The 23,440-nt window shown below is 73.6% G+C and carries 20 protein-coding genes; 14 read left to right on the top strand and 6 right to left on the bottom strand.

What is annotated here, in order from left to right; all coding sequences use genetic code 11:
- Positions 1 to 7 precede the first annotated feature (7 nt).
- The 6 genes from trpS to ACQUFX_RS27675 all read left to right on the top strand — a co-directional run bounded on the left by trpS (position 8) and on the right by ACQUFX_RS27675 (position 8,348).
- The gene (gene trpS / locus ACQUFX_RS27700; RefSeq protein WP_428963157.1) at positions 8 to 1,066 is read left to right on the top strand and encodes a tryptophan--tRNA ligase; all 1,059 of its coding nucleotides are present in this window, start codon (positions 8 to 10) and stop codon (positions 1,064 to 1,066) included.
- Positions 1,067 to 1,110: 44 nt separating this feature from the next.
- Positions 1,111 to 1,866, top strand: a complete 756-nt coding sequence (locus tag ACQUFX_RS27695; protein WP_428963156.1) for an HAD family hydrolase — start codon at positions 1,111 to 1,113, stop codon at positions 1,864 to 1,866.
- A 126-nt stretch (positions 1,867 to 1,992) separates the two neighbouring features.
- Positions 1,993 to 2,610, top strand: a complete 618-nt coding sequence (locus tag ACQUFX_RS27690; protein ID WP_428963155.1) for an ABC transporter ATP-binding protein — start codon at positions 1,993 to 1,995, stop codon at positions 2,608 to 2,610.
- A complete protein-coding gene (locus ACQUFX_RS27685; protein ID WP_428963154.1) occupies positions 2,607 to 4,031 on the top strand; it encodes a DUF6297 family protein in 1,425 nt (474 codons plus the stop codon). The genes ACQUFX_RS27690 and ACQUFX_RS27685 overlap by 4 nt, the downstream gene beginning before the upstream one ends.
- A gap of 211 nt (positions 4,032 to 4,242) precedes the next feature.
- Complete coding sequence (locus ACQUFX_RS27680; protein WP_428967101.1) at positions 4,243 to 6,300, top strand: cellulase family glycosylhydrolase; 2,058 nt, start codon at positions 4,243 to 4,245, stop codon at positions 6,298 to 6,300.
- 266 nt (positions 6,301 to 6,566) lie between these two features.
- On the top strand, positions 6,567 to 8,348 hold the full coding sequence (locus ACQUFX_RS27675; protein ID WP_428963153.1) for a carbohydrate-binding module family 20 domain-containing protein: 1,782 nt from the start codon (positions 6,567 to 6,569) through the stop codon (positions 8,346 to 8,348).
- Between the two features lie 136 nt (positions 8,349 to 8,484).
- On the opposite strand, the gene ACQUFX_RS27670 is transcribed toward ACQUFX_RS27675, so the two are convergent.
- Positions 8,485 to 9,885 (bottom strand): cellulose binding domain-containing protein, encoded by a 1,401-nt coding sequence (locus ACQUFX_RS27670; protein WP_428963152.1) that lies wholly within the window; start codon positions 9,883 to 9,885, stop codon positions 8,485 to 8,487.
- 186 nt (positions 9,886 to 10,071) lie between these two features.
- On the opposite strand from ACQUFX_RS27670, the gene ACQUFX_RS27665 reads away from it, so the two are divergent.
- Positions 10,072 to 12,213 (top strand): sigma-70 family RNA polymerase sigma factor, encoded by a 2,142-nt coding sequence (locus ACQUFX_RS27665; protein WP_428963151.1) that lies wholly within the window; start codon positions 10,072 to 10,074, stop codon positions 12,211 to 12,213.
- A 21-nt stretch (positions 12,214 to 12,234) separates the two neighbouring features.
- Here ACQUFX_RS27665 and ACQUFX_RS27660 read toward each other — a convergent pair whose 3' ends face one another.
- From ACQUFX_RS27660 to ACQUFX_RS27650, 3 genes are read right to left on the bottom strand one after another with little or no spacing between them, the layout of a single operon-like run.
- Complete coding sequence (locus ACQUFX_RS27660) at positions 12,235 to 13,443, bottom strand: MAB_1171c family putative transporter (protein WP_428963150.1); 1,209 nt, start codon at positions 13,441 to 13,443, stop codon at positions 12,235 to 12,237.
- Positions 13,444 to 13,461: 18 nt separating this feature from the next.
- The gene (locus tag ACQUFX_RS27655; protein WP_428963149.1) at positions 13,462 to 13,923 is read right to left on the bottom strand and encodes a hypothetical protein; all 462 of its coding nucleotides are present in this window, start codon (positions 13,921 to 13,923) and stop codon (positions 13,462 to 13,464) included.
- A 50-nt stretch (positions 13,924 to 13,973) separates the two neighbouring features.
- Positions 13,974 to 14,444: an XRE family transcriptional regulator gene (locus tag ACQUFX_RS27650; RefSeq protein WP_428963148.1), complete on the bottom strand. Its 471-nt coding sequence runs from the start codon at positions 14,442 to 14,444 to the stop codon at positions 13,974 to 13,976.
- Positions 14,445 to 14,600: 156 nt separating this feature from the next.
- On the opposite strand from ACQUFX_RS27650, the gene ACQUFX_RS27645 reads away from it, so the two are divergent.
- The 7 genes from ACQUFX_RS27645 (at position 14,601) to ACQUFX_RS27615 (ending at position 21,380) form a co-directional block, all read left to right on the top strand.
- Entirely contained in the window at positions 14,601 to 14,822 is a 222-nt protein-coding gene (locus ACQUFX_RS27645) for a hypothetical protein (protein WP_428963147.1), read from the top strand.
- A 51-nt stretch (positions 14,823 to 14,873) separates the two neighbouring features.
- A complete protein-coding gene (locus tag ACQUFX_RS27640; protein ID WP_428963146.1) occupies positions 14,874 to 15,104 on the top strand; it encodes a hypothetical protein in 231 nt (76 codons plus the stop codon).
- A 138-nt stretch (positions 15,105 to 15,242) separates the two neighbouring features.
- Positions 15,243 to 17,111: an alpha/beta fold hydrolase gene (locus tag ACQUFX_RS27635; RefSeq protein WP_428963145.1), complete on the top strand. Its 1,869-nt coding sequence runs from the start codon at positions 15,243 to 15,245 to the stop codon at positions 17,109 to 17,111.
- Complete coding sequence (locus tag ACQUFX_RS27630; protein WP_428963144.1) at positions 17,108 to 17,671, top strand: hypothetical protein; 564 nt, start codon at positions 17,108 to 17,110, stop codon at positions 17,669 to 17,671. Before ACQUFX_RS27635 ends, ACQUFX_RS27630 begins: the two co-directional genes overlap by 4 nt.
- Complete coding sequence (locus ACQUFX_RS27625) at positions 17,664 to 18,434, top strand: class I SAM-dependent methyltransferase (protein ID WP_428963143.1); 771 nt, start codon at positions 17,664 to 17,666, stop codon at positions 18,432 to 18,434. The genes ACQUFX_RS27630 and ACQUFX_RS27625 overlap by 8 nt, the downstream gene beginning before the upstream one ends.
- Positions 18,431 to 20,275 (top strand): ABC transporter ATP-binding protein, encoded by a 1,845-nt coding sequence (locus ACQUFX_RS27620; RefSeq protein ID WP_428963142.1) that lies wholly within the window; start codon positions 18,431 to 18,433, stop codon positions 20,273 to 20,275. Before ACQUFX_RS27625 ends, ACQUFX_RS27620 begins: the two co-directional genes overlap by 4 nt.
- A 229-nt stretch (positions 20,276 to 20,504) precedes the next feature.
- Complete coding sequence (locus ACQUFX_RS27615) at positions 20,505 to 21,380, top strand: hypothetical protein (RefSeq protein ID WP_428963141.1); 876 nt, start codon at positions 20,505 to 20,507, stop codon at positions 21,378 to 21,380.
- A gap of 288 nt (positions 21,381 to 21,668) precedes the next feature.
- Here the strand turns inward: ACQUFX_RS27615 and ACQUFX_RS27610 are convergent, their stop codons facing one another.
- Entirely contained in the window at positions 21,669 to 22,343 is a 675-nt protein-coding gene (locus ACQUFX_RS27610) for a SanA/YdcF family protein (protein WP_428963140.1), read from the bottom strand.
- Positions 22,340 to 23,422 (bottom strand): adenosine deaminase, encoded by a 1,083-nt coding sequence (add, locus tag ACQUFX_RS27605; protein ID WP_428963139.1) that lies wholly within the window; start codon positions 23,420 to 23,422, stop codon positions 22,340 to 22,342. Before add ends, ACQUFX_RS27610 begins: the two co-directional genes overlap by 4 nt.
- Between the last annotated feature and the right edge of the window lie 18 nt (positions 23,423 to 23,440).

Raw genomic sequence — 23,440 nt, 5'->3', positions numbered from 1 at the left:
TCCCGCCATGTCCGTCGCACGCATGCTCACCGGAGACCGCCCGACCGGGCGGTTGCACCTCGGTCACCTGGTCGGCAGCATCGCCAACCGGGTCCGGCTGCACCACCGGTACGAGAGCTTCTTCATCATCGCCGACCTGCACATGCTCACCACGAAGAACACCCGCGAGGACATCGAGCGGGTGGCCGACAACGCCCGGGAGATGGTCACCGACGTCCTGGCCGCCGGGGTGGAGCCGCAGCGGGCGACGTTCTACCTCCAGTCCGCCGTACCCGAGGTCGGTGACCTGAACACGCTGCTGCAGAACCTGGTCACGGTGCCGAGGTTGGAGCGGGTCCCGTCGCTGAAGGAGATGGCCCGCGACGCCGGCAAGGAGGAGATGCCGTACGGGCTGCTCGGGTACCCGGTGCTCCAGGCCGCCGACATCCTGTGCGTGAAGGGGCAGGTGGTCCCGGTCGGCCGGGACAACGCCGCCCACGTCGAGGTGACCCGGGAGATCGCCCGCCGCTTCAACCACCTCTACGGGGAGGTCTTCCCGGTCCCGGAGCTGATCAGCTCGCCGACGCCGACCCTGGTCGGCACGGACGGCCGGGGCAAGATGAGCAAGAGCCGGGGCAACGCCATCGCGCTCGCCGACTCCCCGGCCGAGGTGCGTCGCAAGGTGCGGGGCATGTACACCGACCCGAACCGGGTCCGGGCCGACGTGCCGGGTTCCGTGGCGGGCAACCCGGTGTTCGCGTACCACGACCTGTTCAACGCCGACCAGGCCGAGGTGGCCGAGCTCAAGCGGCGCTACCAGGCCGGTCAGGTCGGTGACGTCGAGGTCAAGGAGAAGCTGGCGACGGCGCTGAACCGGTACCTCGATCCGATCCGGGAGCGCCGGGCCCGGTACGAGGCCGACCCCGGGCTGGTCGACCAGTTGATCGTCGAGGGCACCGAGCGGACCCGCGCGCAGGTCCGGCAGACCCTGCTGGAGGTCCGCCGGGCGATGGGGTTGACCAGCGCGTACAGCCGGATCCGGCGGCGGGCCGAGCGGTCCCGGGCGCGTCCGGTCGCGCCGGCCTGACCGGCGCTCACCCCGGAGGGCGCGGGTACGGCAGGATGGCAGCCATGCTTCCCGCGCCCCGCGCCCTCCTGCTGGACTTCGGTGGTGTCCTCGCGGACGCGCCGACGCAGCCGCCCGCGCCGCCCGAGCTGGTCGCGCGGCTGTACGAGGTGACCGGTGGGGCGGTTCCCGCCGACCGGATCGCCGGGGACCTGGGCGCGGGCAGCCGGGCGTACGCGGCGTGGCGGGACGGGGCCGGCAACACCAGGTCCTCCGTCGAGGTGGGGCACGCGCAGATGTGGCGGGACTTCGTCACCGCCGGCTGGCCGCCGGCCGCCCGGGAGGCGGTGCAGCGGGAGGCCAGCCCGTTGGCGTACGCGCTGACCTGGCGGGCGGCGTGGGCCGTGCGGCCGGGGATCCCGGCGGCGCTGCGGGCGGCGGTGGCCGCCGGCCTGCCGTTGGCGGTGGTCAGCAACACCCTCTGCGGGGCGGCGCACCGGGACTTCCTCGCCCAGGCGGGGCTGGCCGACCTCTTCACGGCGCAGTTCTACAGCGACGAGGCGGGGCCCCGGAAGCCGAATCCGGAGCTGGCCCGGTTGGCCGCCCGCGCGGTCGGGGTGCCGGTCGGCGACTGCTGGTTCGTCGGGGACAGCGTGCAGCGGGACGTCGTCTGCGCCCGGCGGGCCGGTGTCGCCGCGGCGGTGTTGATGCGCTCCCCGCGTACCGACCGGGAGCGGCCGGTGCCGGAGGTGGCCCCGGACGCCCGGATCGAGGACGGCCACGGGCTGCTGGAGCTGCTGAACCGGGCGCTGGCCGGCTGAGCCCCCGGCCGGGGCCACCGGGTTCCCGGTCGTGGTGGCCGGCGTCGACCCGGGCTCGCGGGGCGGCGCACCGGCTGGTCGACACGCGGCCGGTCGACCCGGGCGCGGGTGGCAGAGTGGTGCCTCGTGGACACACTCACGGTACGGGGACTGTGCCGGCGGTTCGGCAACCTGGTCGTGCTCGACGACGTCAGCTTCACCGTCCCGGCGGGCCGGATCGCCGTCGTGGCGGGGCCGAACGGTTCGGGTAAGACCACCCTGCTGCGCTGCGTCGTCGGCGCCGACCGGCCGGACGACGGCGAGGTGCTGGTGGACGGCCGGCGGGCGTACGAGACCGACGCCTGGGTCCGCTCCTTCGTCGCCGCCGCGCTCGACGACATCGACTTCTTTCCGGACCTCTCCGTGGTGGAGCACCTCGAACTGCTCGCCTACGCGCACGGCGGGCCGGTCGGGCCGGTCGCCGAGGTGCTGACCGAGTTGGGGCTGGACCGGGCCCGCGGCCAGTTGCCCGCCACCCTCTCCAGTGGCCAGCGACGCCGCCTCGCGCTGGCGTCCTGTTTCGTCCGCCCGCGCCGGCTGCTCGTCCTCGACGAGCCGGAGCAGCGGCTCGACGTCCGGGGCCGGGCCTGGTTGGCCGACCGGCTGCGCGACGAGCGGGCCACGGGTACCGCCGTGCTGATGGCCTCGCACGACGCCGAGTTGATCGACGCGGTCGCCGACAGCCGGATCGAGCTCGGGGGATGACCAGCGCCGCCACCCCCGACCGGACGGCGACGCCGCCGGACGTGCCGACCGCCCGACAGCTCCGTGCCCGGCTGCGGCGGGCCCGCCGCCGGCACCACCGCCAGGGTCTCGGTGACCTGCTCACCGACGTGTACCTGGTGGTTCTCTTCGTCGCCATGTACGGCTGGGCGCTGGTCAGCAACCTGCGCGCGTACCTGGGCTCCCCGGCCGGTGGGGCGGCCGACCCCGGCGAGCGGTACTGGATCGCGGTGGCCGCCCTGCTGGCCGTCGCCGGGCTCGGTTGGCGGGCGCTGCGCGCGGTGGGTCCGTTGCTGGTCAGCGCGGCGGCGCAGAGCTGGGCGGCGGGTTCCCCGGTCGACCGGCGGGGCTGGCTGCTGCCGCGTTTCGTCGTCCTGCTCGGTGCGGCGGGCGTCGGGGGTGCCCTGCTCGGCGTGGGGATCGCGTTCGTCGTGCGGGCCGACGCCGGCGGCGACCTCGCCGTGGCGGCGCTGGCCGGCGGCGGGTGGGCGACGGCGGCGCTGGCGGCGGCCGTGCTCGCCCAGGCCAGCCGGGCCACCGCGCGCTGGCCCCGGCTGCTCGGGGCGGGGCTGGTCATGGGTGGCGCGCTGCTGACGGTCGGCGTCGTCGTCAGTCACTTCGCGGGCGGCCGGCTCGGCCGGCCGGGGGCCTGGCTGGTCGGGGTGGTGGTCGTGGTGGGGTTGCCGCTGGCGGTGGTGCTCACCGTGCGGGCGGTCCGGGCGTTGCCCCGGGTGGACCGGGCGGCGCTGACCACCGGGGCCCAGTTCGCCAACGCGGCGGCCACGGCGGCGGTGATGCTGGACCCGAGCCTGCTCGCCGCGGTGGTGGAGAGCCGCCGGTGGCGTGGGGTGGGCCGGGTCCACAGCCGCCCGTTCCGCGCCGGTCGCCGCTGGTGGGTGCTGCTCCAGGCGGAGGTACGCCGGCTCGGCCGGCACCCGAGCGCGGTCGCCGCCTGGGCGGCGCTGATCCTGGTGCAGTACGCCGTGGCCGTGGCGGTGCCGTCGGTCGCCGGGTCGGCGCAGGTGGTCGGGGCGTACCTGGCCGCCGAGCGGTGGGCCGGCGGCCTGCGGTCGGTGAGCCGCTCGCCCGGCCTGCGGCGGGTGCTGGGCGGCGGTGACGGCGGCAACCAGGTGGCGCACGTCGTCGTGCCGGCGGTGGGGGCGGTGCTGTGGTGGCTGGCGACGCTGCCCGTCGGTGGGGCGCACCCGGGCTGGCTGGACGCGATCCTGGTGGCCGGTGTCGTCGTCGCCGTGCACCGGGTCGCCACCCGGCGGCGGATGGACTACGACACGGCGGTGGTGGACACCCCGTTCGGGATGATCCCGGTCGGCCTGTTGGGTCAGGTCCTGCGTGGACTCGACGTGGTGGCCGTGCTGGTGGTTGCCCAGCTCGTGCTGTCCTGAGCGACATTCCACACCAGAGCTGTTTCTCCTGCGTATATAGGGTTACGCCGATTGACAAAGTTTGTCATCCCAACTTAATCTGCGGTTCCCGATCGGGCGCCGGCCGCGTTCGCGGTGGCGCCTGCCGCAACCCGTCCCAGCGGAAATCCAGGCGAGGAGCGTCATGGCCGGTACACGAGGCACGACACGAAGGACCCGATGGCGGCTCGGCATGTTCACCGGGGCGCTCACCATGCTGCTGGTCAGCCTCGGCATGACGTTCGCGGTCAGCGCGCACGCGGCGGCCGGCTGCAAGGTGGACTACTCCACCAACCAGTGGCCCGGTGGCTTCACCGCGAACGTGACCGTGACCAACCTCGGTGACCCGGTCAACGGATGGCGCCTGACCTGGGCTTTCCCCTCCGGCCAGCAGGTGTCGCAGGCGTGGAACGCCACCGTCACCGCCAGCGGCGCGAGCGTCACCGCCACCAACGTGGGCTACAACGCCGCGATCGGCACCAACGGCACCGCGTCGTTCGGCTTCAACGGCTCCTGGACGGGCGCCAACAACGCCCCCACGTCGTTCGCTCTCAACGGCGTGACCTGCACCGGCAGCGTCGGCCCCACCACCCCGCCCACCACGCCGCCGACCACCCCGCCGGTCACCACCCCGCCGCCGACCACCCCGCCGCCGGCCGGTGACCCGATGGCCTACGTCGCCGCCATGCAGCCCGGCTGGAACCTCGGCAACACCTTCGACGCGGTCGGCGCCGACGAGACGGCGTGGGGCAACCCCCGGGTCACCCAGGCGCAGCTCGACAACATCCGCGCCCAGGGCTTCAACAGCATCCGGATCCCGATCACCTGGAGCAACCACCACGGGCCGGCCCCGACGTACACGATCGACCCGGCGTGGCTGAACCGGATCAAGGAGGTCGTCGGCTGGGCGCTCGACGACGGCTTCTACGTGATGATCAACCTGCACCACGACTCGTGGCAGTGGATCAACACCATGCCGACCGACCGGACCAACGTCCTCAACCGGTACAACGCGCTCTGGACCCAGATCGCCGCCGCGTTCAAGGACCACTCGCCGAAGCTGCAGTTCGAGAGCGTCAACGAGCCGCAGTTCGCCAACAGCTCCGGTGACGCCCAGAACGCCCAGTTGCTGAACGAGCTGAACACCTCCTTCCACCGGATCGTGCGGGCCTCCGGGGGTACCAACGCCACCCGGATGCTGGTCCTGCCGACCGTGTACACCCAGACCGACCAGGCCCGCGCCGACGAGCTGCTGGCCACCATCAACCAGCTCAACGACCGCAACCTGATCGCCACCGTGCACTTCTACGGGTACTGGCCCTTCAGCGTGAACGTCGCCGGGGGCACCCGCTTCGACGCCACCACCCAGAAGGACCTGACCGACCAGTTCGACCGGGTGTACAACACCTTCGTCACCCGGAACATCCCGGTGATCGTCGGGGAGTACGGCCTGCTCGGCTTCGACCGGCACACCGGCACCATCCAGCAGGGCGAGAAGCTCAAGTTCTTCGAGTTCCTCGGGCACTACGCCAAGCAGCGGCAGCTCACCACCCAGCTCTGGGACAACGGGCAGCACTTCAACCGGACCACCTTCCAGTGGCGGGACCCGGAGCTGTGGGCCCAGATCAAGTCGAGCTGGACCACCCGTTCCGGCACCGCATCGTCCGACCAGGTGTACGTGCCCCGGACCGGGGCGATCACCGCCAAGTCGCTGACCCTGAACCTGAACGGCACCACCTTCCAGGGGCTCCGTCAGGGCACCACCAACCTGGTGCAGGGCACCGACTACACCGTCTCCGGCAGCCAGCTCACGCTCACCGCCAGCGCGCTGACCCGACTGGTCGGCAACCGGGCGTACGGCGTGAACGCCAGCCTCCAGGCGCGGTTCTCCACCGGGGTGCCGTGGCGGATCGACATCATCAGCCACGACCCGCCGGTGCTGTCGAACGCCACCGGGACGACGGCCTCGTTCGCCATCCCGACCCAGTTCCGTGGTGACCAGCTCGCCACCATGGAGGCGAAGTACGCCGACGGCAGCAACGCCGGCCCGCACAACTGGACGTCGTTCAAGGAGTTCGACGTCACCTTCGCCCCCGACTACACCGGGAACACCATCAAGCTCACCGAGACCTTCTTCGGCGAGGTCAACGACGGCGCCCGGGTGACCCTCACCTTCCACTTCTGGAGCGGCGCGACGGTCACGTACCACGTCACCAAGTCGGGGAGCAGCGTCACCGGCACCCTCTCCTGAGCCCGGTCCCGCGCCCGGCGCGGACCTCCGGCCACGAACGGGCCGCGATCGATCGTCGATCGCGGCCCGTTCCGCGTCCGGCGGTTCACCGACGGCCGGGCCTTGACGTGGACGAAGTGACGGACGTAACTTGCTTCGCAAGAGTTTCCGGCAAGTTTCAAAAAAGTTGCTGCAACTCTTTCCGCACCCGGCACGGTCCGCCGCCCCACGCGGCGGAGCGTGGCAGCCGACACCCCGTCCCGTCCGTACCACCCGGAGGAGAACCGGTGTTGCCCGAACCGTCCCCGCACCGCCGCTGGCGCCTCGGCGTCGGCCTGCTCGCCGCCACCGTCACCGCCCTCGCCGCCACCCTCGTCACCGGCGGCGCACCCACCACCACCGCCGCCCAGGCCGCACCGGCCGGCGACAAGGACGTCACCGCCGTGCTGTTCGAGTGGCGTTTCGACTCCATCGCCCGCGCCTGCCGGGACACCCTCGGCCCGAAGGGGTACGGCTTCGTCCAGGTCTCCCCACCGCAGGAACACATCCAGGGCGGCCAGTGGTGGACCTCGTACCAGCCGGTCAGCTACCAGATCGCCGGGCGCCTCGGGGACCGGGCCGCGTTCCGGTCGATGGTGAACGCCTGCCACGGCGCCGGCGTGAAGGTCATCGTCGACGCGGTGATCAACCACATGAGCGCCGGCTCCGGCACCGGGACCGGGGGCACCACCTACAGCAAGTACAACTACCCCGGCGTCTACCAGGTGCAGGACTTCCACTCCTGCCGCAGCTCGATCAACGACTACCGCAACCGGTACGACGTGCAGGAGTGCGAACTGGTCGGGCTCTCCGACCTGAACACCGGCTCCGACTACGTCCGGGGCCGGATCGCGGGGTACCTCAACGACCTGCTCTCCCTCGGCGTCGACGGGTTCCGCATCGACGCCGCCAAGCACATGGCCGCCGGTGACCTGGCCGCCATCCGCGCCCGGATGAGCAACCCGAACGCGTACTGGATCCAGGAGGTCATCTACGGCGCCGGTGAGGCGGTGCAGCCCGGCGAGTACCTCGGCACCGGGGACGTCCAGGAGTTCCGGTACGCCCGCGACCTCAAGCGGATCTTCCTGAACGAACGGCTGTCCCACCTGAACACCTTCGGCGAGAGCTGGGGTTACCTGTCCAGCGGCAAGGCCGGGGTCTTCGTGGACAACCACGACACCGAGCGCAACGGGGAGACCCTGAACTACAAGAACGGTGCCGCCTACACCCTGGCCAGCGTCTTCATGCTGGCCTGGCCGTACGGCACCCCGCACGTGCACTCCGGGTACGAGTTCGGCAACCACGACGCCGGCCCGCCCAACGGCGGCACGGTCAACGCCTGCTACGCCGACGGGTGGAAGTGTCAGCACGCCTGGCCGCAGATCGCCAACATGGTCGGCTTCCGCAACGCCGCCCGGGGCACCGGCGTGACGAACTGGTGGGACAACGGCAACAACCAGATCGCCTTCGGTCGGGGCAACCGCGCCTTCGTCGCCATCAACAAGGAGGGTGGCGCGCTGACCCGCACCTTCCAGACCTCCCTGCCGGCCGGCACCTACTGCGACGTCCAGCACGGCGACCCGACCCCGGGTGGCGGCTGCACCGGCACCACGTACACCGTCGACGGGTCGGGCCGGTTCACCGCGACCGTCCCGTCGAACGACGCGGTGGCCCTGTACGTCGGCGCCACCGGCCAGCCGACCACCGGCCCGACCACCAGTCCGCCGGGCTCCGGGGTCACCGACGTGCGGTTCACGGTCACCGCCACCACCTCGTGGGGGCAGAACGTCTTCGTCACCGGTGACCACCCGAGCCTGGGATCGTGGAACCCGGCCAACGCCCGTGCCCTGGACCCGGCGAGCTACCCGCAGTGGCAGGCCACCCTCGGGCTGCCCGCCGGGGCCACCGTCGAGTACAAGTACCTCCGCAGGGACGCCGGCGGCGGGGTGACCTGGGAGGGCGGCGGCAACCGCCGGGCCACCGTGCCCGCCAGCGGCAACCTCACCCTCACCGACACCTGGCGGACCTAGCCACGACGAACGGGTGGCGGGGGTGACGCGCGACGCGTCACCCCCGCCCACTCCGGCCCACCACCGGAGGGGCGGTACGGCGGGGACCAGACCCCCGGACTGGCCGGTCCCCGCCGTACCCGTTCTGGTGCCGGTGTTACTGGCCGATGGTGGCCTGGGGACCGGCGTGGGTGCGCAGGAGGGCGGGGACGTCGGCGGCGGGGTGGAGGGTGTAGGGGTAGAAGCTGGCGGGGTTGAACGCGGAGCCGCTGGACTCGCGGCGGCCGCTGCTGTTGACCACGACGTTGCCGCTCTGGCGCAGTTCCGCCCCGGAGTCGCGGTAGTAGGGGTTGGTGACCCGGTCGAAGTAGCTGTTCTCCAGGACCATCTTCGTGGTGCCCCGGGAGTGGTTCCCCGAGCGGGCGTTCTGGAGGTAGTTGTTGTAGAGGTGGGCGTAGGCGACGTTGTCGGTGCTGGGGACGCGGGAGTTCACGTCGCGGAACCAGTTGTGGTGGATGGTCATGCGGGACGTGACGTTCTCGGTCCAGCCGATCCCGAAGGTCTTGTTGGCCTCGGAGATGATGTTCCAGGACACGGTCAGGTTGGTGGTGTCCTTGCGGCTGTCGATGGCGCCGTCGTTCATCCGGGTGATGTGGTTGTGGTCGATCCAGATCCGGTTGGCGGTGTCCATCTGGATGCCGTCGTAGTCGAAGTCCTTGTCGTCCGGGTCGTCCTCGGCCATCCGGGTGTCGCGGATGGTGAGGTTGCGGATGATGACGTTGCTGGTCCCGGCGCCGAGGAAGAACCCGCCGTTGACGATCTGGCCGCTGGTGCCGACGCCGACGACGGTCTTGTTCGAGGCGATCGGGATCTCCTTGCCGTAGGGGCGGATCGTGATCGCGGTGTTCACCCGGATGGTGTGCGCGGCGCTGGCCGAGGCGTACCGTTCCAGGTCGGCCTGGTTGGAGACGGTGACCGTGGTCCCGCCCGCGCCCCCGGTGGTCCCGGCCGCCCCGGCGAACCCGTCCGCCGTGTTCGAGTACGGCACGCTCGGTCCGGTGGTCGGCGGCGGGGTGGTCGGCGGCGGAGTGGTCGGGTTCGGCGGGGTGGTGGGCGCGCCGGTGGTCGGGCCGACCGACCCGGTGCAGGCCGTACCGTTGAGGGCGAAGTTCGTGGGGTTCGGGTTGCTGCCGCCCTGCGAACCGTTGAAGCCGAAGTTCACCGTTCCGTTGGTCGGGATCGACGCGTTGTAGGACACGTTCGTCGCGGTGATGGCCGAGGTGCCGCTCGGGATGGTGGCGTTCCATGCCTGGTTCACCTGCTGGCCGCCGGTGAACGTCCAGGTCAGCCGCCAGCCGTTGACCGCGTCACCCAGGTTGGTGACCGTCACGTCGGCGGTGAAACCCCCGCCCCAACTGCTGCTCACCCGGTAGTCGACCCGGCACCCGGCGGCGGCCTGGGCGGAGACCGCCAGCACGGCTCCGGTGGCGACCAGCGCGGCGGTCGTGGACGCGACCAGGCCGGCACGCCAGATCCTGGCTTTCCTGCTCCCCTGCATGTCTGAAGCTCTCCTCGGGACGCGGTGGTGATGGTGGTGATCGGTGCGTCGCGGGTGGATGGCGCTACCCGTCGGGGTTACAGACGGATTACCGTCATGGGCATAACAGAACTTCGATGAGTTTTTTCGGGCCCGGTGGCGGTCGACCCCGACTAGGCTCGGCGCGATCCCGAAGGGTGGTACGGCGTGGAGACGACGATGGACGCCGACCTGGTACAGGCCGCGCAGGCGGGCGACCAGCGGGCGCTCGCGGAACTGGTCGCCACCCACCTGCCCCTGGTGCACAACGTCGCCGGCCGGGCCCTGCCCGAACGCGCCGACGTGGACGACGTGGTCCAGGAGACCATGTTGCGGGTCGTCCAACGGCTGGGCGACCTGCGGGACCCGACGCGGTTCCGGGCCTGGCTGATCAGCATCACCATCCGGCAGATCAAGGACCGGATGCGGGTCCGGCAGGTCACCCTGCGACAGCAGACGCCGCTGGCGGAGTACACCGAGACCCCGGACCCCGAGACCGACGTCGCCGCCGACGTCGTGGCCCACGCCGCCCACGAGGCGCAGCGACAGGACCTGCTGGCCGCCGTCCGCTGGCTGAACCCCGACGAACGCCAGGTGCTCGCCCTGTGGTGGCAGGAGTTGAACGGCACCCTGACCCGCGCCGAGCTGGCCGAGGCGCTGGGCGTCACCGTCGCGCACGCCGGGGTCCGGATCCAGCGGATGAAGGGCCAGGTGCTGCTGGCCCGCACCGTGTTGCAGGCGTTGCGGCAGCCGGCCCGCTGTCCCGGCCTCAGCCGGGCCGGGGCGGGCTGGGACGGCAGCGCCAACCCGTACTGGTTCCGCAAGCTGGCCCGGCACGTCCGTGCCTGCCCCGCCTGCGGCGCGCTCGGCGCGGCCCAGGCGCCCACCGAGCACCACGTGGTCAGCATCGGGCTGCTCGCCGCGCCCGCCCTGCCCCTGTCCGACCTGCTCGCCGCGGGCGTCGCGGCGCCGGTGGTGGGGAAGGTGCTGGCGTTCCTCGCCGCCCCGCTGGTCACCGTCTTCCGTCGGCTGGCGGAGTACGTCGTCGGCAAGCCGGCCGCCCTGGTCGCCACCCCGGTCGTCGGCGCGGTGGCCGTGCTCTCGACCGGCCTGCTCCTGCCCTCCGACGGTGACGAACCGCTGGCCCAACCGCCCCCGCCGCCGGTGACCGCGCCGGCCGCCGGGCCCAGCCCGGCGGCGACCGCGCCCACGCCACCGGGCAGCGCGCCCCCGACGGCGGTACCCACGGAGCTCTTCGTCGCCCCGGACGGCGACGACGCCGCCGCCGGCACCGAGGCGGAACCGTACGCCACCGTGCACCGGGCGGTCGCCGCCGCGCGACCGGGGCAGACCATCTACCTGCGCGACGGGGTGCACCGGGCCACCCGGCCGGTGGAGATCACCACCAACGGTACGGCGGCACGGCGGATCACCCTGACCAACTACCCCGGCGAGCGGCCGACCATCGACGCGAGCGGGGTGCCGGCCGGGCGGCCGTACATCACCCACCGGGCCAGCCACTGGACGGTACGGGGGCTCGACGTCAGCGGGGCCCCGGGGGAGGCGTACGTCTGCCAGTCGTGCCGGCACACGGTCCTGCGGGACCTGCGGATCCACGACAACGGGGGCACCGGGCTCACCCTGCGGGGCCGGGGCACCAGCGACAACCAGGTGCTCGACAGCGACTTCTTCGACAACGCGGACCCGGCCCGCCGGGAGGCCGACGGGTTGACCTTCGGCGCCGGCTCCGGCCGGGGCAACGTCGTACGGGGCTGCCGTACCTTCGGCAACGTCGACGACGGGCTGGTCGTCGACGGCTTCACCGACCCGGTCACCATCGACGCCACCTGGTCGTACGGCAACGGCGGGCGGCGGGCGGAGGCGCCCGGGGAGCCCGGTTCCGGGCACGGTTTCGACCTGGGCGACGCCGCCACCGCCCACGTGGTGACCCGCAGCGCCGCCTGGAAGAACCACGGGCACGGCTTCACCGACAGCGGGACGGGTGGCGCGCACCGGATCACCCGGAACACCGCGTTCCGCAACGCCGGGCACGGCTTCGCCTTCGCCTCCCCGTCGACGGTCCGGGACAACGTGGCCCTCGGCAACGACGAGCAGCGGGTCCTGGTGGACGGGGTCGACGAGGCGGGCAACTCCTGGAACGGGCCCGGCTGGGGTACCCAGGTGCTGCGCGAGATCGACCCGGCGACCGCCGAGGCGGACCGACCGGCCGGCGGTGGGCTGCCGGAGACCGCGTACCTGACCCACACCAACGACCCGGACGTGGGCGCCCCGATGAACCCGCCCCGCTGACCCGTCGGCGTACGGGCCGGGTCAGGTGCCGCCCCGGTCCGGCCCGACGGTGCCGGTGGGGTGCGGGTCGGGGTCGGTGGTGGCCGCCAGGGTGGCGTGCCAGCGGGCCCGCTGTACCGCGTCGGCGCGGGCGAACTGCCGGGCGACCCGGGCCAGCCAGGCGCTCTCCGAGGCCACCGAGGCGGCCACGTCCTGGAACGGGTGCTCGGCGCGGTAGTGGCGACCGTGCGCGTGGCCGACCAGCGCGGCGGCGATCAGCGCCGCCTCCAGGGTGGCCGGATCCGCATCCGGGCCGACCCAGCGGGGGACGTCCGGGTGCGCGTACGGGCGCAGGGTCAGTTGCGCGTCGCGGATCTCGATCACCCGCCGGTAGAGCGCGAACTCCGCGTCGGCCAGCGGCCAGCCACCGCTGGTGTGCAGGGCGATCTGCGGCAGCTCGGCCCGGACCGCCTGCCAGAGCGGGTCGATCCGGCGCAGCCGCCACCAGGCGGGCACCCAGCGCAGTGGCGCGGTGAGCCGGTCGTTCCACCTGGTCAGGGTCGCCCCGACCAGCCAGAGCAGCATGCAGATCGAGCCGAGGGTGGCCCCCACCGGCAGCGGGGTGGCCAGCGACCGGCCGGTGACCAGGACGAGCACCGGGCGTACCCCGGACCAGGCCGCCCAGACGATGCCGAGCCCGGCCCCGGCGACGACGAAGCACAACCCGACCCGGAACAGCCCGGCCTGCACGTGCCGCAGGTAGCCGCCCACGCTGGCGATGAAGGCGGCCAGGCAGACGGCGATGTAGCAGAAGAACGTGACGAGGTAGCCGACCACCAGGGGTTCGCGGGAGTACGCGTTGACGAAGTTCAGCGTGAACGTGGTGTCGGCGACGACGAGCAGCGTCCCCATCAGGGTCACCGCGGCGGCCAGCAGGAGGCCGTAACGGCGCAGCCAGCGTGGAATGCCGGCCGGGCGGGCGATGCTCTGGCCGAGCGCGCCGAGGAAGTACGCGGCGAGCATCTCCAGGCTGTTGCCGAGCAGCCGGCCCAGGTTCGGCACCGGCTCGACGTGGCTGATCGCGATCAGCACCGGGGGCGCCATCAACGCCAGGCCGAGACCGATGCAGAGGAAGAACCCGGAGAGGTAGCGGGTGCCGGCGGCCTGACGGGCGCCGCGTCCCCGCAGGAGCTTGTAGGTGGCGACCACCACGGCGAGGGCCAGGGCGCAGAAGTTGAGCCAGTTCAGCATGGGTACGCCCGCCGACGGTCAGCCCGCGTCGAAGATCGAGCCGAGGCGGGCCAGGCCGTCGGCGACCTCGGGGGTGACCGGCCCGGCCCGCCCGGACGGGTCGCGCCGGGCGCGCTGGGAGATCATCGAGGCGACCAGTTCGGCTTCCTGCTCCTGCTGGGCGGAGTAGTCGGAGCGGCCGAGCACCCGACGCACCAGGTCGGCGGAGAGGTTCGGCAGCAGCAGGTCGGGCAGGGCGGCCAGGGCGCGGTCGCCGACGTGGCCGCAGAGCAGGTGACCGACCTCGTGCAGCAGGATGTGCTCGCGGTGCAGCCGGGTGGTGCTGGTGGCGTAGAAGAGGTAGTCGGCCTGGTCGGTGGCGATCAGGGCGCCGCACTGGGTGGCGCCGCCGGGCATCGGCACCAGTTCGACCGGCCGGCCCCGCTGCCGGGCGAGGGCCGCGACGAAGCGGGCCGGCTCGAAGGGTGTCGGAATCGTCAACCCGTCGACGATCCGCCGGCACCGGCGCCACATGCTCCGGTCGACCGCCATCACGCCCCGCTCTTGCCCTGCCGTTCGCCGCGATCCGGGCGGTCCACACCGGACGTGGTGTTCCGGCTCGCCTCCCGCCGACCGATAGCTTCGATCATGTCGCTGATGGTGTCCAGCCCTTCCGGCGAGAGGGTGACCGCCCGGAGCGCGATCTGCCGGACCGCGCTGTCCCGCAGCGCGCCGAGCAGTTCCAGCTCACCGGCGATCCGGGCGCTCTGCTCGTCGTCGAAGAAGTACGCGGTCGGGACCTGGAAGAACTGGGCCAGGGCCTCCAGGTGGCGCTTGGTCGGGTTGTCCCGGCGACCGTTGCGCAACTGCCACAGGTAGGTGGCGGAGAAGCTCTCTCCGGTCGCCTCGCGGCAGGCGGCGGCGACCTCGTCGTTGCGGTACTGCTCACGGTCGGGCCGTCGGACGACCTCGAAGAGTCTGTTGATCTTTTCGGCGAGGGTGCCCCCGGGTGACTGGCGCACGCGACCCCTCCCCTCGTCGACCGGTGGTCTCCCGGTCGACGTGGTTGACGGCGGGAGCCACCTCGGACATCCTAGCCATTCGGAATTTAGCTGAGATGAATGAAGCAACTTGCCTTGCTTCACATCAGCTAACTGGTTACCAGGAGGTGAATTCAGATGACCGCACTCGTCGCGCACACCAACGACATCTCCGCCGAGATGTTCGGTGAGCTGACCGAGGACCGCACCGCCGAGGGGCTGGCCGGTCTGACGCCGGTGCTCGCCACCCCGACCGCCGTGGCACTGGGCGTCGCCGTCGGCGCCGTCGCGTTCCACGCCGGCTACATGGTCGGCATCGTCCGCAACATGGCCGAGGGCACCCGCCCCCGGCCGCAGTAAGGGCACTCCCGTCCCCGCGCGGCAACGCGCCCTGAACCAGGAGGTGATCCCGTGTCCGTCCTCGCCATCCGGGTGAACACCGACCCCGACCTCGCCGCGATCCCGATCGACAGCGGCGAGGCGTGCAGCCAGGTCGGCGGCATGCCCGTGCTCGCCACCCCGGCCACCATCGTCAGCGTCGCGGCCGGTGTCGGCCTGGTCGGCTCCGTGGCGGCGCTCTTCGGCGCCGGCTACGTCGTCGGCCGCAACCTCGGTGGCACCCGCCCGCCAGTCCAGAACTGACCAACCGGCCCCGCCCACCCGGGCGGCCGGCCACCACGGTACGGGTCCGGTGTGCCGTCCCGGCGGCACACCGGCTCCTCCGACAGCCCCACCACCCGTCCCGCCGCCCCGGCCCCCGACCGTCAGGAAGCGCTGACCATGACGAGACCAGCCTGGCGCGACCGGCTCCGGCCGCCCGCCACGTACGACCGATCCGCCGTGCTGACCTGGACCGAGCGGATCAGCTCGGTGACCCACCTCTTCGCCAGCCTGGAGTACCTGACCCGGCGCCGCGACCGGCAGCGGGGCGGGGCGAACAACTGGGCGGTGAACCGGCGCACCTTCCACACCCAGGTCCCCCGGATCACCCGCGCCCTCGACCTGGTCGCCGACGACCGGGTCGCCACCGCGCTGCACGTCAGCCGGGCCGTCTCGGCCGCCGCGCTCTGGCTGCCGCTGAGCCCCCGGCAGCGGGTCGCCGCCAACGCCGTGCTCACCGGCAGCCAGGCCGCCCTGCACGCCCAGCACCTCTACGGCAGCGACGGCGCCGACCAGGTCTCCTTCCTCGTCCAGGCGCTCACCACACTGGGCCGGATCGGTCAGCGCCGCCCCGCCGTGGTGGACGCCTGCCTCTGGTTCGTCGCCCTCCAGTCGGTGCTGTCGTACACCGTCTCCGGCTGGGCGAAGCTGCCCAGCGACACCTGGCGCAGCGGGCGGGCCCTGCCCGGGATCACCCGGACCCTCACCTACGGCGACCCGCAGGTGTGGCGGCTGATGCAGCGGTACCCCCGGCTGACCAGGCTCACCGCGCACGGCGTGCTGGCGATGGAGTGCGCGTTCCCGCTGGCGTACGCGGCCAAGGGCCGGCCGGCGCCGTACCTGCTCGCCGCCGCCGGGGCGTTCCACCTGGTCAACGCCCGGGTGATGGGGCTGGGCCGGTTCTTCTGGGCGTTCACCTCGACGTACCCGGCGGTCGTCTACACCACCCGGCCCCGCGCCCGGACCGCCGGCCGCGACGGGGTCCGCCGCGACGACACCCTGCCCGCCGCGGTCGCCGCCGCCGGGCTGGCCCTCTTCGCCGCCGGCCAGGCCGCCCGGATCCGCCGGCGGCGGATCATCGAGCGGGGACGCGGCGACGAGCGGACCCTCACCACCACCGCCGGCAACGTGCTCTCCTACCGGTACGCCGGCGGCGACGACGACCGGACCGGGCCGGTGGTGCTGCTGGAGAGCGGGCTGGCCGCCACCGCCGAGCACTGGGAGCGGATCGCCGCCCCGCTGGGCGAGCGGTTCACCACGGTGACCTACCAGCGGGCCGGCTACGGCGCCAGCCGCTACACGGGCGGCCGGGGGTTCCGCTTCGAGACCATGGTGGACGACCTGGTGGACCTGGCCCGGCACGTCGCCGGGGACCGCCCGGTGGTGCTGGTCGGCCACTCCCTCGGCGGCTACCTGGCGCTGCTCGCCGCCGAACGGCTCGGCCCCCGGGTCCGGGGGGTGGCCCTGGTCGACTCCAGTCACCCCGCCGAGCTGCGTCGCTCGCTGCGCCAGGCCGAGGGGGGCCGGGCCCTGACCAGCACGCTGGCCATCATGCCCGGTTCGCTGCGGGCCGGCTTCGGCGCGCTGCTGCCCCGGGCCGACTGGGTCGACCGGATGCCCGAGCCGGTGCGCCGACTCGCCCTGGCCCAGTACCGCGACCCGGAGCTGTGGGCCGCCGCCCGCCGTGAGTGGTCGGTGGTCCGGGACCGCTTCGAGGACGAGAGCGTCGGGCTGCCCCGCATCGACGTACCGCTGGTGGTGGTGACCGCCGGGCGGACCGCCCGGACCGACGCCGTCCAGGCCGACCTGCACGACGAGTTCGCGGCGGCGGCGCCCCGCGCCGAGCGGTACGTGGTCGAGGACGCCGACCACGACGAGATCCTCACCGCCGCCGACCGGGCCGAGGAGGTGGTCAAGATCCTGACCGCCTTCGTCGACGACGTCACCGGGCACGGCCCCGGTGCCGGCCGGCACGAGGAGGAGCGATGAGCCGCCGCGTCGGCACCGACCTGCGCCCGCTGACCACCATGGTCACCGCCGGCCTGGTCGGCTGGTTCGGGGTGACCGTGCTCAGCCAGCACCCGCAGCAGGTCTTCGACCGGTTCCGCCGCTTCGACGTCTCCGGGCTGCTGATCGGCAACTGGCGGTTCTTCGCCCCGGAGCCGGCGCAGCACGACTTCCACATCCTGCACCGGGTCCTGCACACCGACGGCGAGCAGAGCCGCTGGTCGGAGACGATCGAGATCCCCCGCCGGTGCTGGCGGCAGGTGGTCTGGTTCCCGGAGCGCCGCCAGGACAAGGCCATCTTCGACATCTGCGCCGACCTGATCGTGCACCTCGGGCAGCCGGGCGTGGACGTCACCGACACCCCGGCGTACGAGGTGCTGCGGGACATCGTCGAGGCCGCCGTGCGGGAGACCCACCCGGCGCGTACCCCCAAGGGCTTCCAGTTCGTGATCGCCCGCAGCACCGGCTACGACGAGTCGCAGAAGCCCGAGTACCTGCTCGTCTCACCGTTCGTACCCCTGGAGGGCAGCTCCGATGACTGAGATCGCCGACAGCGGCTACGGACGCCAGTTCGTCGACTTCTACGACCGGCTCTTCCCCGGCGGGCCGGCGGTGGAGCAGACCGTCGGGTACCTCGCCGACCGGCACCCCGGCGGCGGCCTGCCCACCCTGGAACTCGGCGTGGGCACCGGCCGGATCGCCCTGCCGCTGGCCGAGCGGGTCGGGGAGATCGTCGGGGTGGACTCCTCGCCGGAGATGCTCGACGTGCTCCGCGCCGCGCTGGCCGACCGGCCCCGCCCGGTCACCCCGGTGCACGGCGACATCCGCGACTGGGCCGACGAGCGCCGGTACGGGCTGGTCTACTGCGTCTGCGGCACGCTCTCCATGCTGCTGGACCCGGCGGAGCAGCAGCGGACCGTGCAGGTCGCCGCGGACCGGCTGGCCCCCGGCGGGACCCTGGTGGTGGAGACCCACAACCCGGAGTTCGCGCTCGCGGTGCTCAACCAGGGCCGGGCCCGGGACTCCTTCTTCGTCCCCTACCCGGGGCGGGACACCGGGCTGCTCTCCTACTCGACAATCGACGTGACGCACCGGGTGTGGCACCTGGCGCACATCTGGATCGAGGAGGGCCGGTCCCGGATCGCCACCGAGTTGAGCCGGCTCACCACCCCCGACGAGGTCGACGGGTACGCCGAGCGGGCCGGGCTGGCACCGGTCGCCCGGCACGCCGACTGGACCGGCACCGAGTTCACCGGCGCGGAGCCGATGTACGTCAGCGTGTACCGCGCCGGGGACGAGCGGTGAACCCGGCGACCGGCGGGCAGCGGCACTGGCTGGGCATGCTCGCCGGGTACGTCCGGCCGCACCGGGGCCCGTTCCTGGCCGCCGGGATGCTGCTGCTCGTCTCCAGTCTGCTCGGCCTGGCGCAGCCGCTGGCCGCCAAGGCGCTGATCGACGGGCTCTCCGCCGGACAGGGCGTGGGCCGGGCGCTGGTCGCGCTGACCGGGCTGGTGCTGGCCGCCGCCGTGCTGCTCGGCGTCGGCAACTACCTGATCCTGCGCACCGCCGAGGCGGTCGCCCTGGACGGCCGGCGGGGTCTGGTCCGGCACCTGCTGCGGCTCACCGTGCCGGCGATGCAGCGGCAGGCCCCCGGTGACCTGCTGGCCCGGGTCGCCGGGGACACCATGCTGCTGCGCCAGATCGCCAGCCAGGCCCTGATCGACCTGTTCACCGGCGGAGTGATGCTGCTCGGCGCGGTGGTGCTGATGGCGGTGGTCGACCTGGCGCTGCTCGGGGTGACCGCGGTCGTGGTGGCGCTGCTGCTGGTGATCATGGGGGTGCTGATGCCCCGGATCCGCGAGGCGGCGCTGCGCTCGCAGGAGTCGGTGGGCGATATGGGGGCCACCCTGGAGCGGGCGCTGGGCGCCTTCACCACCATGAAGGCGTCCGGTACCGAGGCGACGGAGGCGGCCCGGGTCGACGCGGCGGCGCTGGCCGCGTACCGGCAGGGCGTGAGCCTGGCCCGGTGGGGCTCGATCGCCGGCACCAGCGCCGGACTGGCCATCCAGGTCGCGTTCCTGGTGGTGCTCGGCGTCGGTGGCGCGCGGGTGGCCAGCGGCGCGATGCCGGTCTCGGCGCTGGTGGCGTTCCTGCTCTACGTGGCGTACCTGACCCACCCGGTGCTGCAACTCGTCGGCGCCGGCACGTACCTCCAGATCGGCCGGGCCGCGCTGACCCGGATCGGCGAGATCGACGCGCTCCCCGTCGAGCCCATCGATCTGCCCCCGCCGGCCGGGACCGCGAGGCCCGCCGGACCCCCGACGTCGGTCGGGATCCCGACGTCGGGGGTCGCCGGGCCGGGTGGCGGCGGGGCCGGTCGCACCGGCGCGGACGCCGGGGCGGCTCGGGCGGAGCCGGCGGCGGTGGTCTTCGAGCAGGTCGGCTTCGGCTACCCGGGCCGCGCCGAGCCGGCCCTGCACGACCTCAACCTGACCGTGCCGGCGGGCGGGCTGACCGCCCTCGTCGGACCGTCCGGCTCCGGCAAGACCACGGTGCTCGCCCTGATCGAGCGCTTCCACGAGCCGGAGCACGGCCGGATCCTGTTCGACGGGCGACCACTGGCCGACTGGCCGCTGGCCGAGCTGCGGGCCTCGATCGGCTACGTCGAGCAGGACGTCGCCGTGCTCGCCGGGACGCTGCGGGAGAACGTGGCGTACGCGACGCCCGGCGCCACCGACGAGGAGATCCACGCGGTGCTGCGCACCACCCGGCTCGGCCCGCTGCTGGAGCGCCTCGGCGGCGACCTGGACGCCCCGATCGCGCACCGGGGCGGCTCCGTCTCCGGTGGGGAACGGCAGCGCATCGCGGTGGCCCGGGCGCTGCTGCGCCGGCCCCGGCTGCTGCTGCTCGACGAGGCGACCTCGCAACTGGACGCGGCCAACGAGGCGGCGCTGCGCGAGGTGATCCAGGAGGTCTCCCGCCGGACCACGGTGCTGATGGTCGCGCACCGGCTCTCCACGGTGCTCGGCGCGGCGCAGATCGTGGTGCTGGAGAACGGCTCGGCCCGCTCGGTCGGCTCCCACCCCGACCTGGTCCGCACCGACTCGCTCTACGCCACCCTGGCGGCGGAACAGTCCCTGGTCTGAGACCGGGCCGGCCCCGGATGGGGCCCGGGGCCGGCCGGCTCACCCTCTGCCGTCAGGCGCAGCCTTCCGCTGAGCGCGGTGCCGGTTCTCCGACGCGACACGCCAGCGGCGGCGTCGGGTCGTGCACACCGTTCCGGCAGCGGCGCAGCGGGTCCTATGGTGGGTCGGACCCGGGACGCGTGGCCGGAGCACGGGCACCGGCATCGGGACCGGTGGGGAGGCTGTCGCGGTGACCGGCAGGCGACTGAGCAGGGCCCTCGACCCGGCCGCCCGGGCCTGGTGGCGGCTGGTCGGCCGCCCGGTGGACCTCGACGGCGAACACCGGTGGCTGGACGCGCCGATGTGCGGCCCGGGACCGGTCGGCGGCTCCTGGCTCGCGGCCGAGGCCGAGCGGGTCGGCGGTACCGTGCGCGAGGACGTCACGGACGGTGGGCTGCTGTCGTCGATGTCGGTGCTCGACGCAGCGGAGTTCCGCGCCACCGACCTGGACCCGGCGGTCCGGGACTTCTACGAGCACACCGCGGGCTGGCGGATGGAGGTGTGGACGCAGTGGTCGGCCCTGTTCCAGCCGGGTGGCGAGCTGGTGAGCCGGCTCTTCGGTCGGCGGGTCCAGCAGCTCGCCCTGCCCACCCGCCCGCTCGACGTCGCGCACGGCATGGACTCGCGGGTCGTGCACCTGCTCGACGCCGACGGGGCGCAGCACGCCGCCGGGTGGCTGAGGACCCTCTCCGCCACCGGCGAGTACGTCTACAGCGGCTGCTACTCGGCCCGCCTGTTGCCCGGCTCGGCGCAGCCCTCGGTGCACGTGGCGTTCCCGCTGGAGGCCGGCAACGTGCAGGTCTTCCTCCGCCCCGCCGTACGGGCCGACGGCTCGTTGGTGCTGACCTCCGGCGTGGGGGCCTTCGGCGACGACGGCGCGTACGTCGTGGTCCGGCACGGTCGCCGGTCGTACGCCGCGCGGGTGCCGATCCACGAGCGCTTCCATGTCTACCGGGACCGGCGGGGCGTGCTCCGTACCGACCACGAGTTGCGGCTCTACCGGGCGCAGGCGCTCCGCCTGCACTACCGTCTGGAGCCGACCCGCCCTCGCCCCACGCCATACTGAATCCGGCGGCACCGTCCTGACTGGTCCCGGCGGCACCGTCCTGACTGGTCCCGGCGGCACCGTCCTGAATCCGGCGGCACGGCGTGGCCCTGATCCGGCGGCGCGGCCCGACGGGCTACGGTACCCACCGGCGCTGGCCCACGGCACCGGTGAGACGACCGCCGGGCCGGGCCGCGCGCCACACGCTTCACCTCCAGCGGTGTCGGGTCGCCCCCCGCCCGCGGCCCGGCCCCGGCCGGACAATCTCCGTCCGGGGCCGGGTGGGGGCGAGGCGTCCGGGCCGGACGCTCACCCCGCCCGGAGGGCGTCGCGCAGGTGCGGGCTCTCCGGTGAGCGGACCGCCGGTGGCCGGCGGCGTACCGCGTCCCAGGCCGCCTTGCCGCTGGCCAGGTAGTCCCGGGCCGCCTTCTCCGCGAGCAGCGCGGTGGAGCAGCCGGGGCAGTCGGCGGTCACCCCGTCGACGTCCAGCCCGACGTGCCGGCAGAGGGCCACCGCCCGGGAGAGGTGGTACGCCTGCGTGACGATCAGGGCCCGGCCGACGCCGTACACGTCCCGCGCCCGCACGCAGGTGTCGTACGTGTCCAGGCCGGCCGGGTCGGCCACCACCCGCCGGGGGTCGACCCCCAGTTCCCCGGTCAGGTACGCGGTCATCGCCGCCGGCTCGTCCCCGGAGAGGCCCCCGCCGTCGCCGGAGACGAGGACCACCCGGGCCCGACCGGCGTGCACCAGCTCGGCGGCGGTCCGCAGCCGGCCGGCGAGCCGCGCCGAGGGCTGCCCGTCCGGCGCCACCTCGGTTCCGAGGACGACGACCACGTCCGCGGTCGGCGCGTCGGTCGAGTCGTACTCGTGGCCGTGGGCGGCGATCTCCGTCCAGAGCCAGGGGGTGCTGGCGAGCAGCAGCGCGACGAGCCCACCGACGGCGAGCCGCCGGGCGTACCGGTGCCAGCGGCGGGGATCGGTCACGGCTGCGACCGCCGGTCCCCGGCCGGGACCGGGCCGGCCGCAGCGCCGGTGGGGCCGGCGGTCGGGGTCGCCGGCTGCCGTTCCCAGGCGTCGATGCCGGCCACGGCCGACCGTTTGGTCGCCGGGTCCGCCCCGCTGCTCTCGACCGAGCTGCGGGCGACGGCGGCGAGCGCGCGGTCGTCGAGCCCCAGCTCGTCGCGGCACAGCTCGTACTCGGCGAGCAGGCCGGGGCCGAAGAGCAGCGGATCGTCGGCGTTCACGCTGCACCGCACCCCGGCGGCCAGCAGGCGGGGCAGCGGGTGTTCGGCGAGCGAGGGCACCACCGACAGCAGCAGGTTGCTGGTCGGGCAGACGTCCAGGCAGGTCCCCGCGTCGGCGAGGCGGCGCAGCAGCTCCGGGTCCTCCACCGCGCGGACCCCGTGCTGGACGCGGTCGGCGCCGAGCAGGGTGAGCGCCGCCGCGACGCTCTCCGGGCCGGCGAGTTCACCCGCGTGCGGGGCGGCGAGCAGGCCGGCTTCCCGGGCGATCCGGAACGCCTCGACGAACGGCTCGGGCGGGTACCCGTCCTCGTTGTCGGCCAGGCCGAACGACACCACGCCCCGACCGGCCCACCCGGCGGCGACCCGGGCGATCCGTTCCGCCTCGGCCGGGTCGGCCGTCCGGTTCGCCGCCAGCATCAGCCCGAAACCGATGCCGTACTCGCGGGCGGCCTCCTGACCGGCCGTGACCACGGCGGCGGTGACCTCCTCGACCGGCCCGATCGTGCCGACGTGGTGCACGGGGTAGATCGACGGCTCCACCCACACCGCGCCGTCGCGGGCGGCGTCCTGCACCACCTCCCGGGTGAGCCGTTGGAGGTCCTCGGTGGTCCGCAGCACCGCGCAGGCCGCGACGTACAGGTCCACGAAGGCGAGGAACGATCCGTAGCCCCGGGTCGGCGGGACCGCCCTCCCGTGCCGCTGCGCCAGCTCGGCCAGGGTCTCCGGCCGCATCGCCCCCTCCAGGTGCAGGTGCAGGTGCCCCTTGGGGAGGGCGGCCAGGTCCCGGACGTCGCCGGGTACGGGTGGGGCGTCGGTCATCGGGTCCTCCTCGTGGCA

The sequence above is a fragment of the Micromonospora fluostatini genome, assembly GCF_050410825.1.
Lineage (GTDB): Bacteria > Actinomycetota > Actinomycetes > Mycobacteriales > Micromonosporaceae > Micromonospora > Micromonospora rosaria.
Note: the sequence above shows the minus strand (reverse complement) of the source record. Positions and strands in the feature narration are given on the sequence as shown.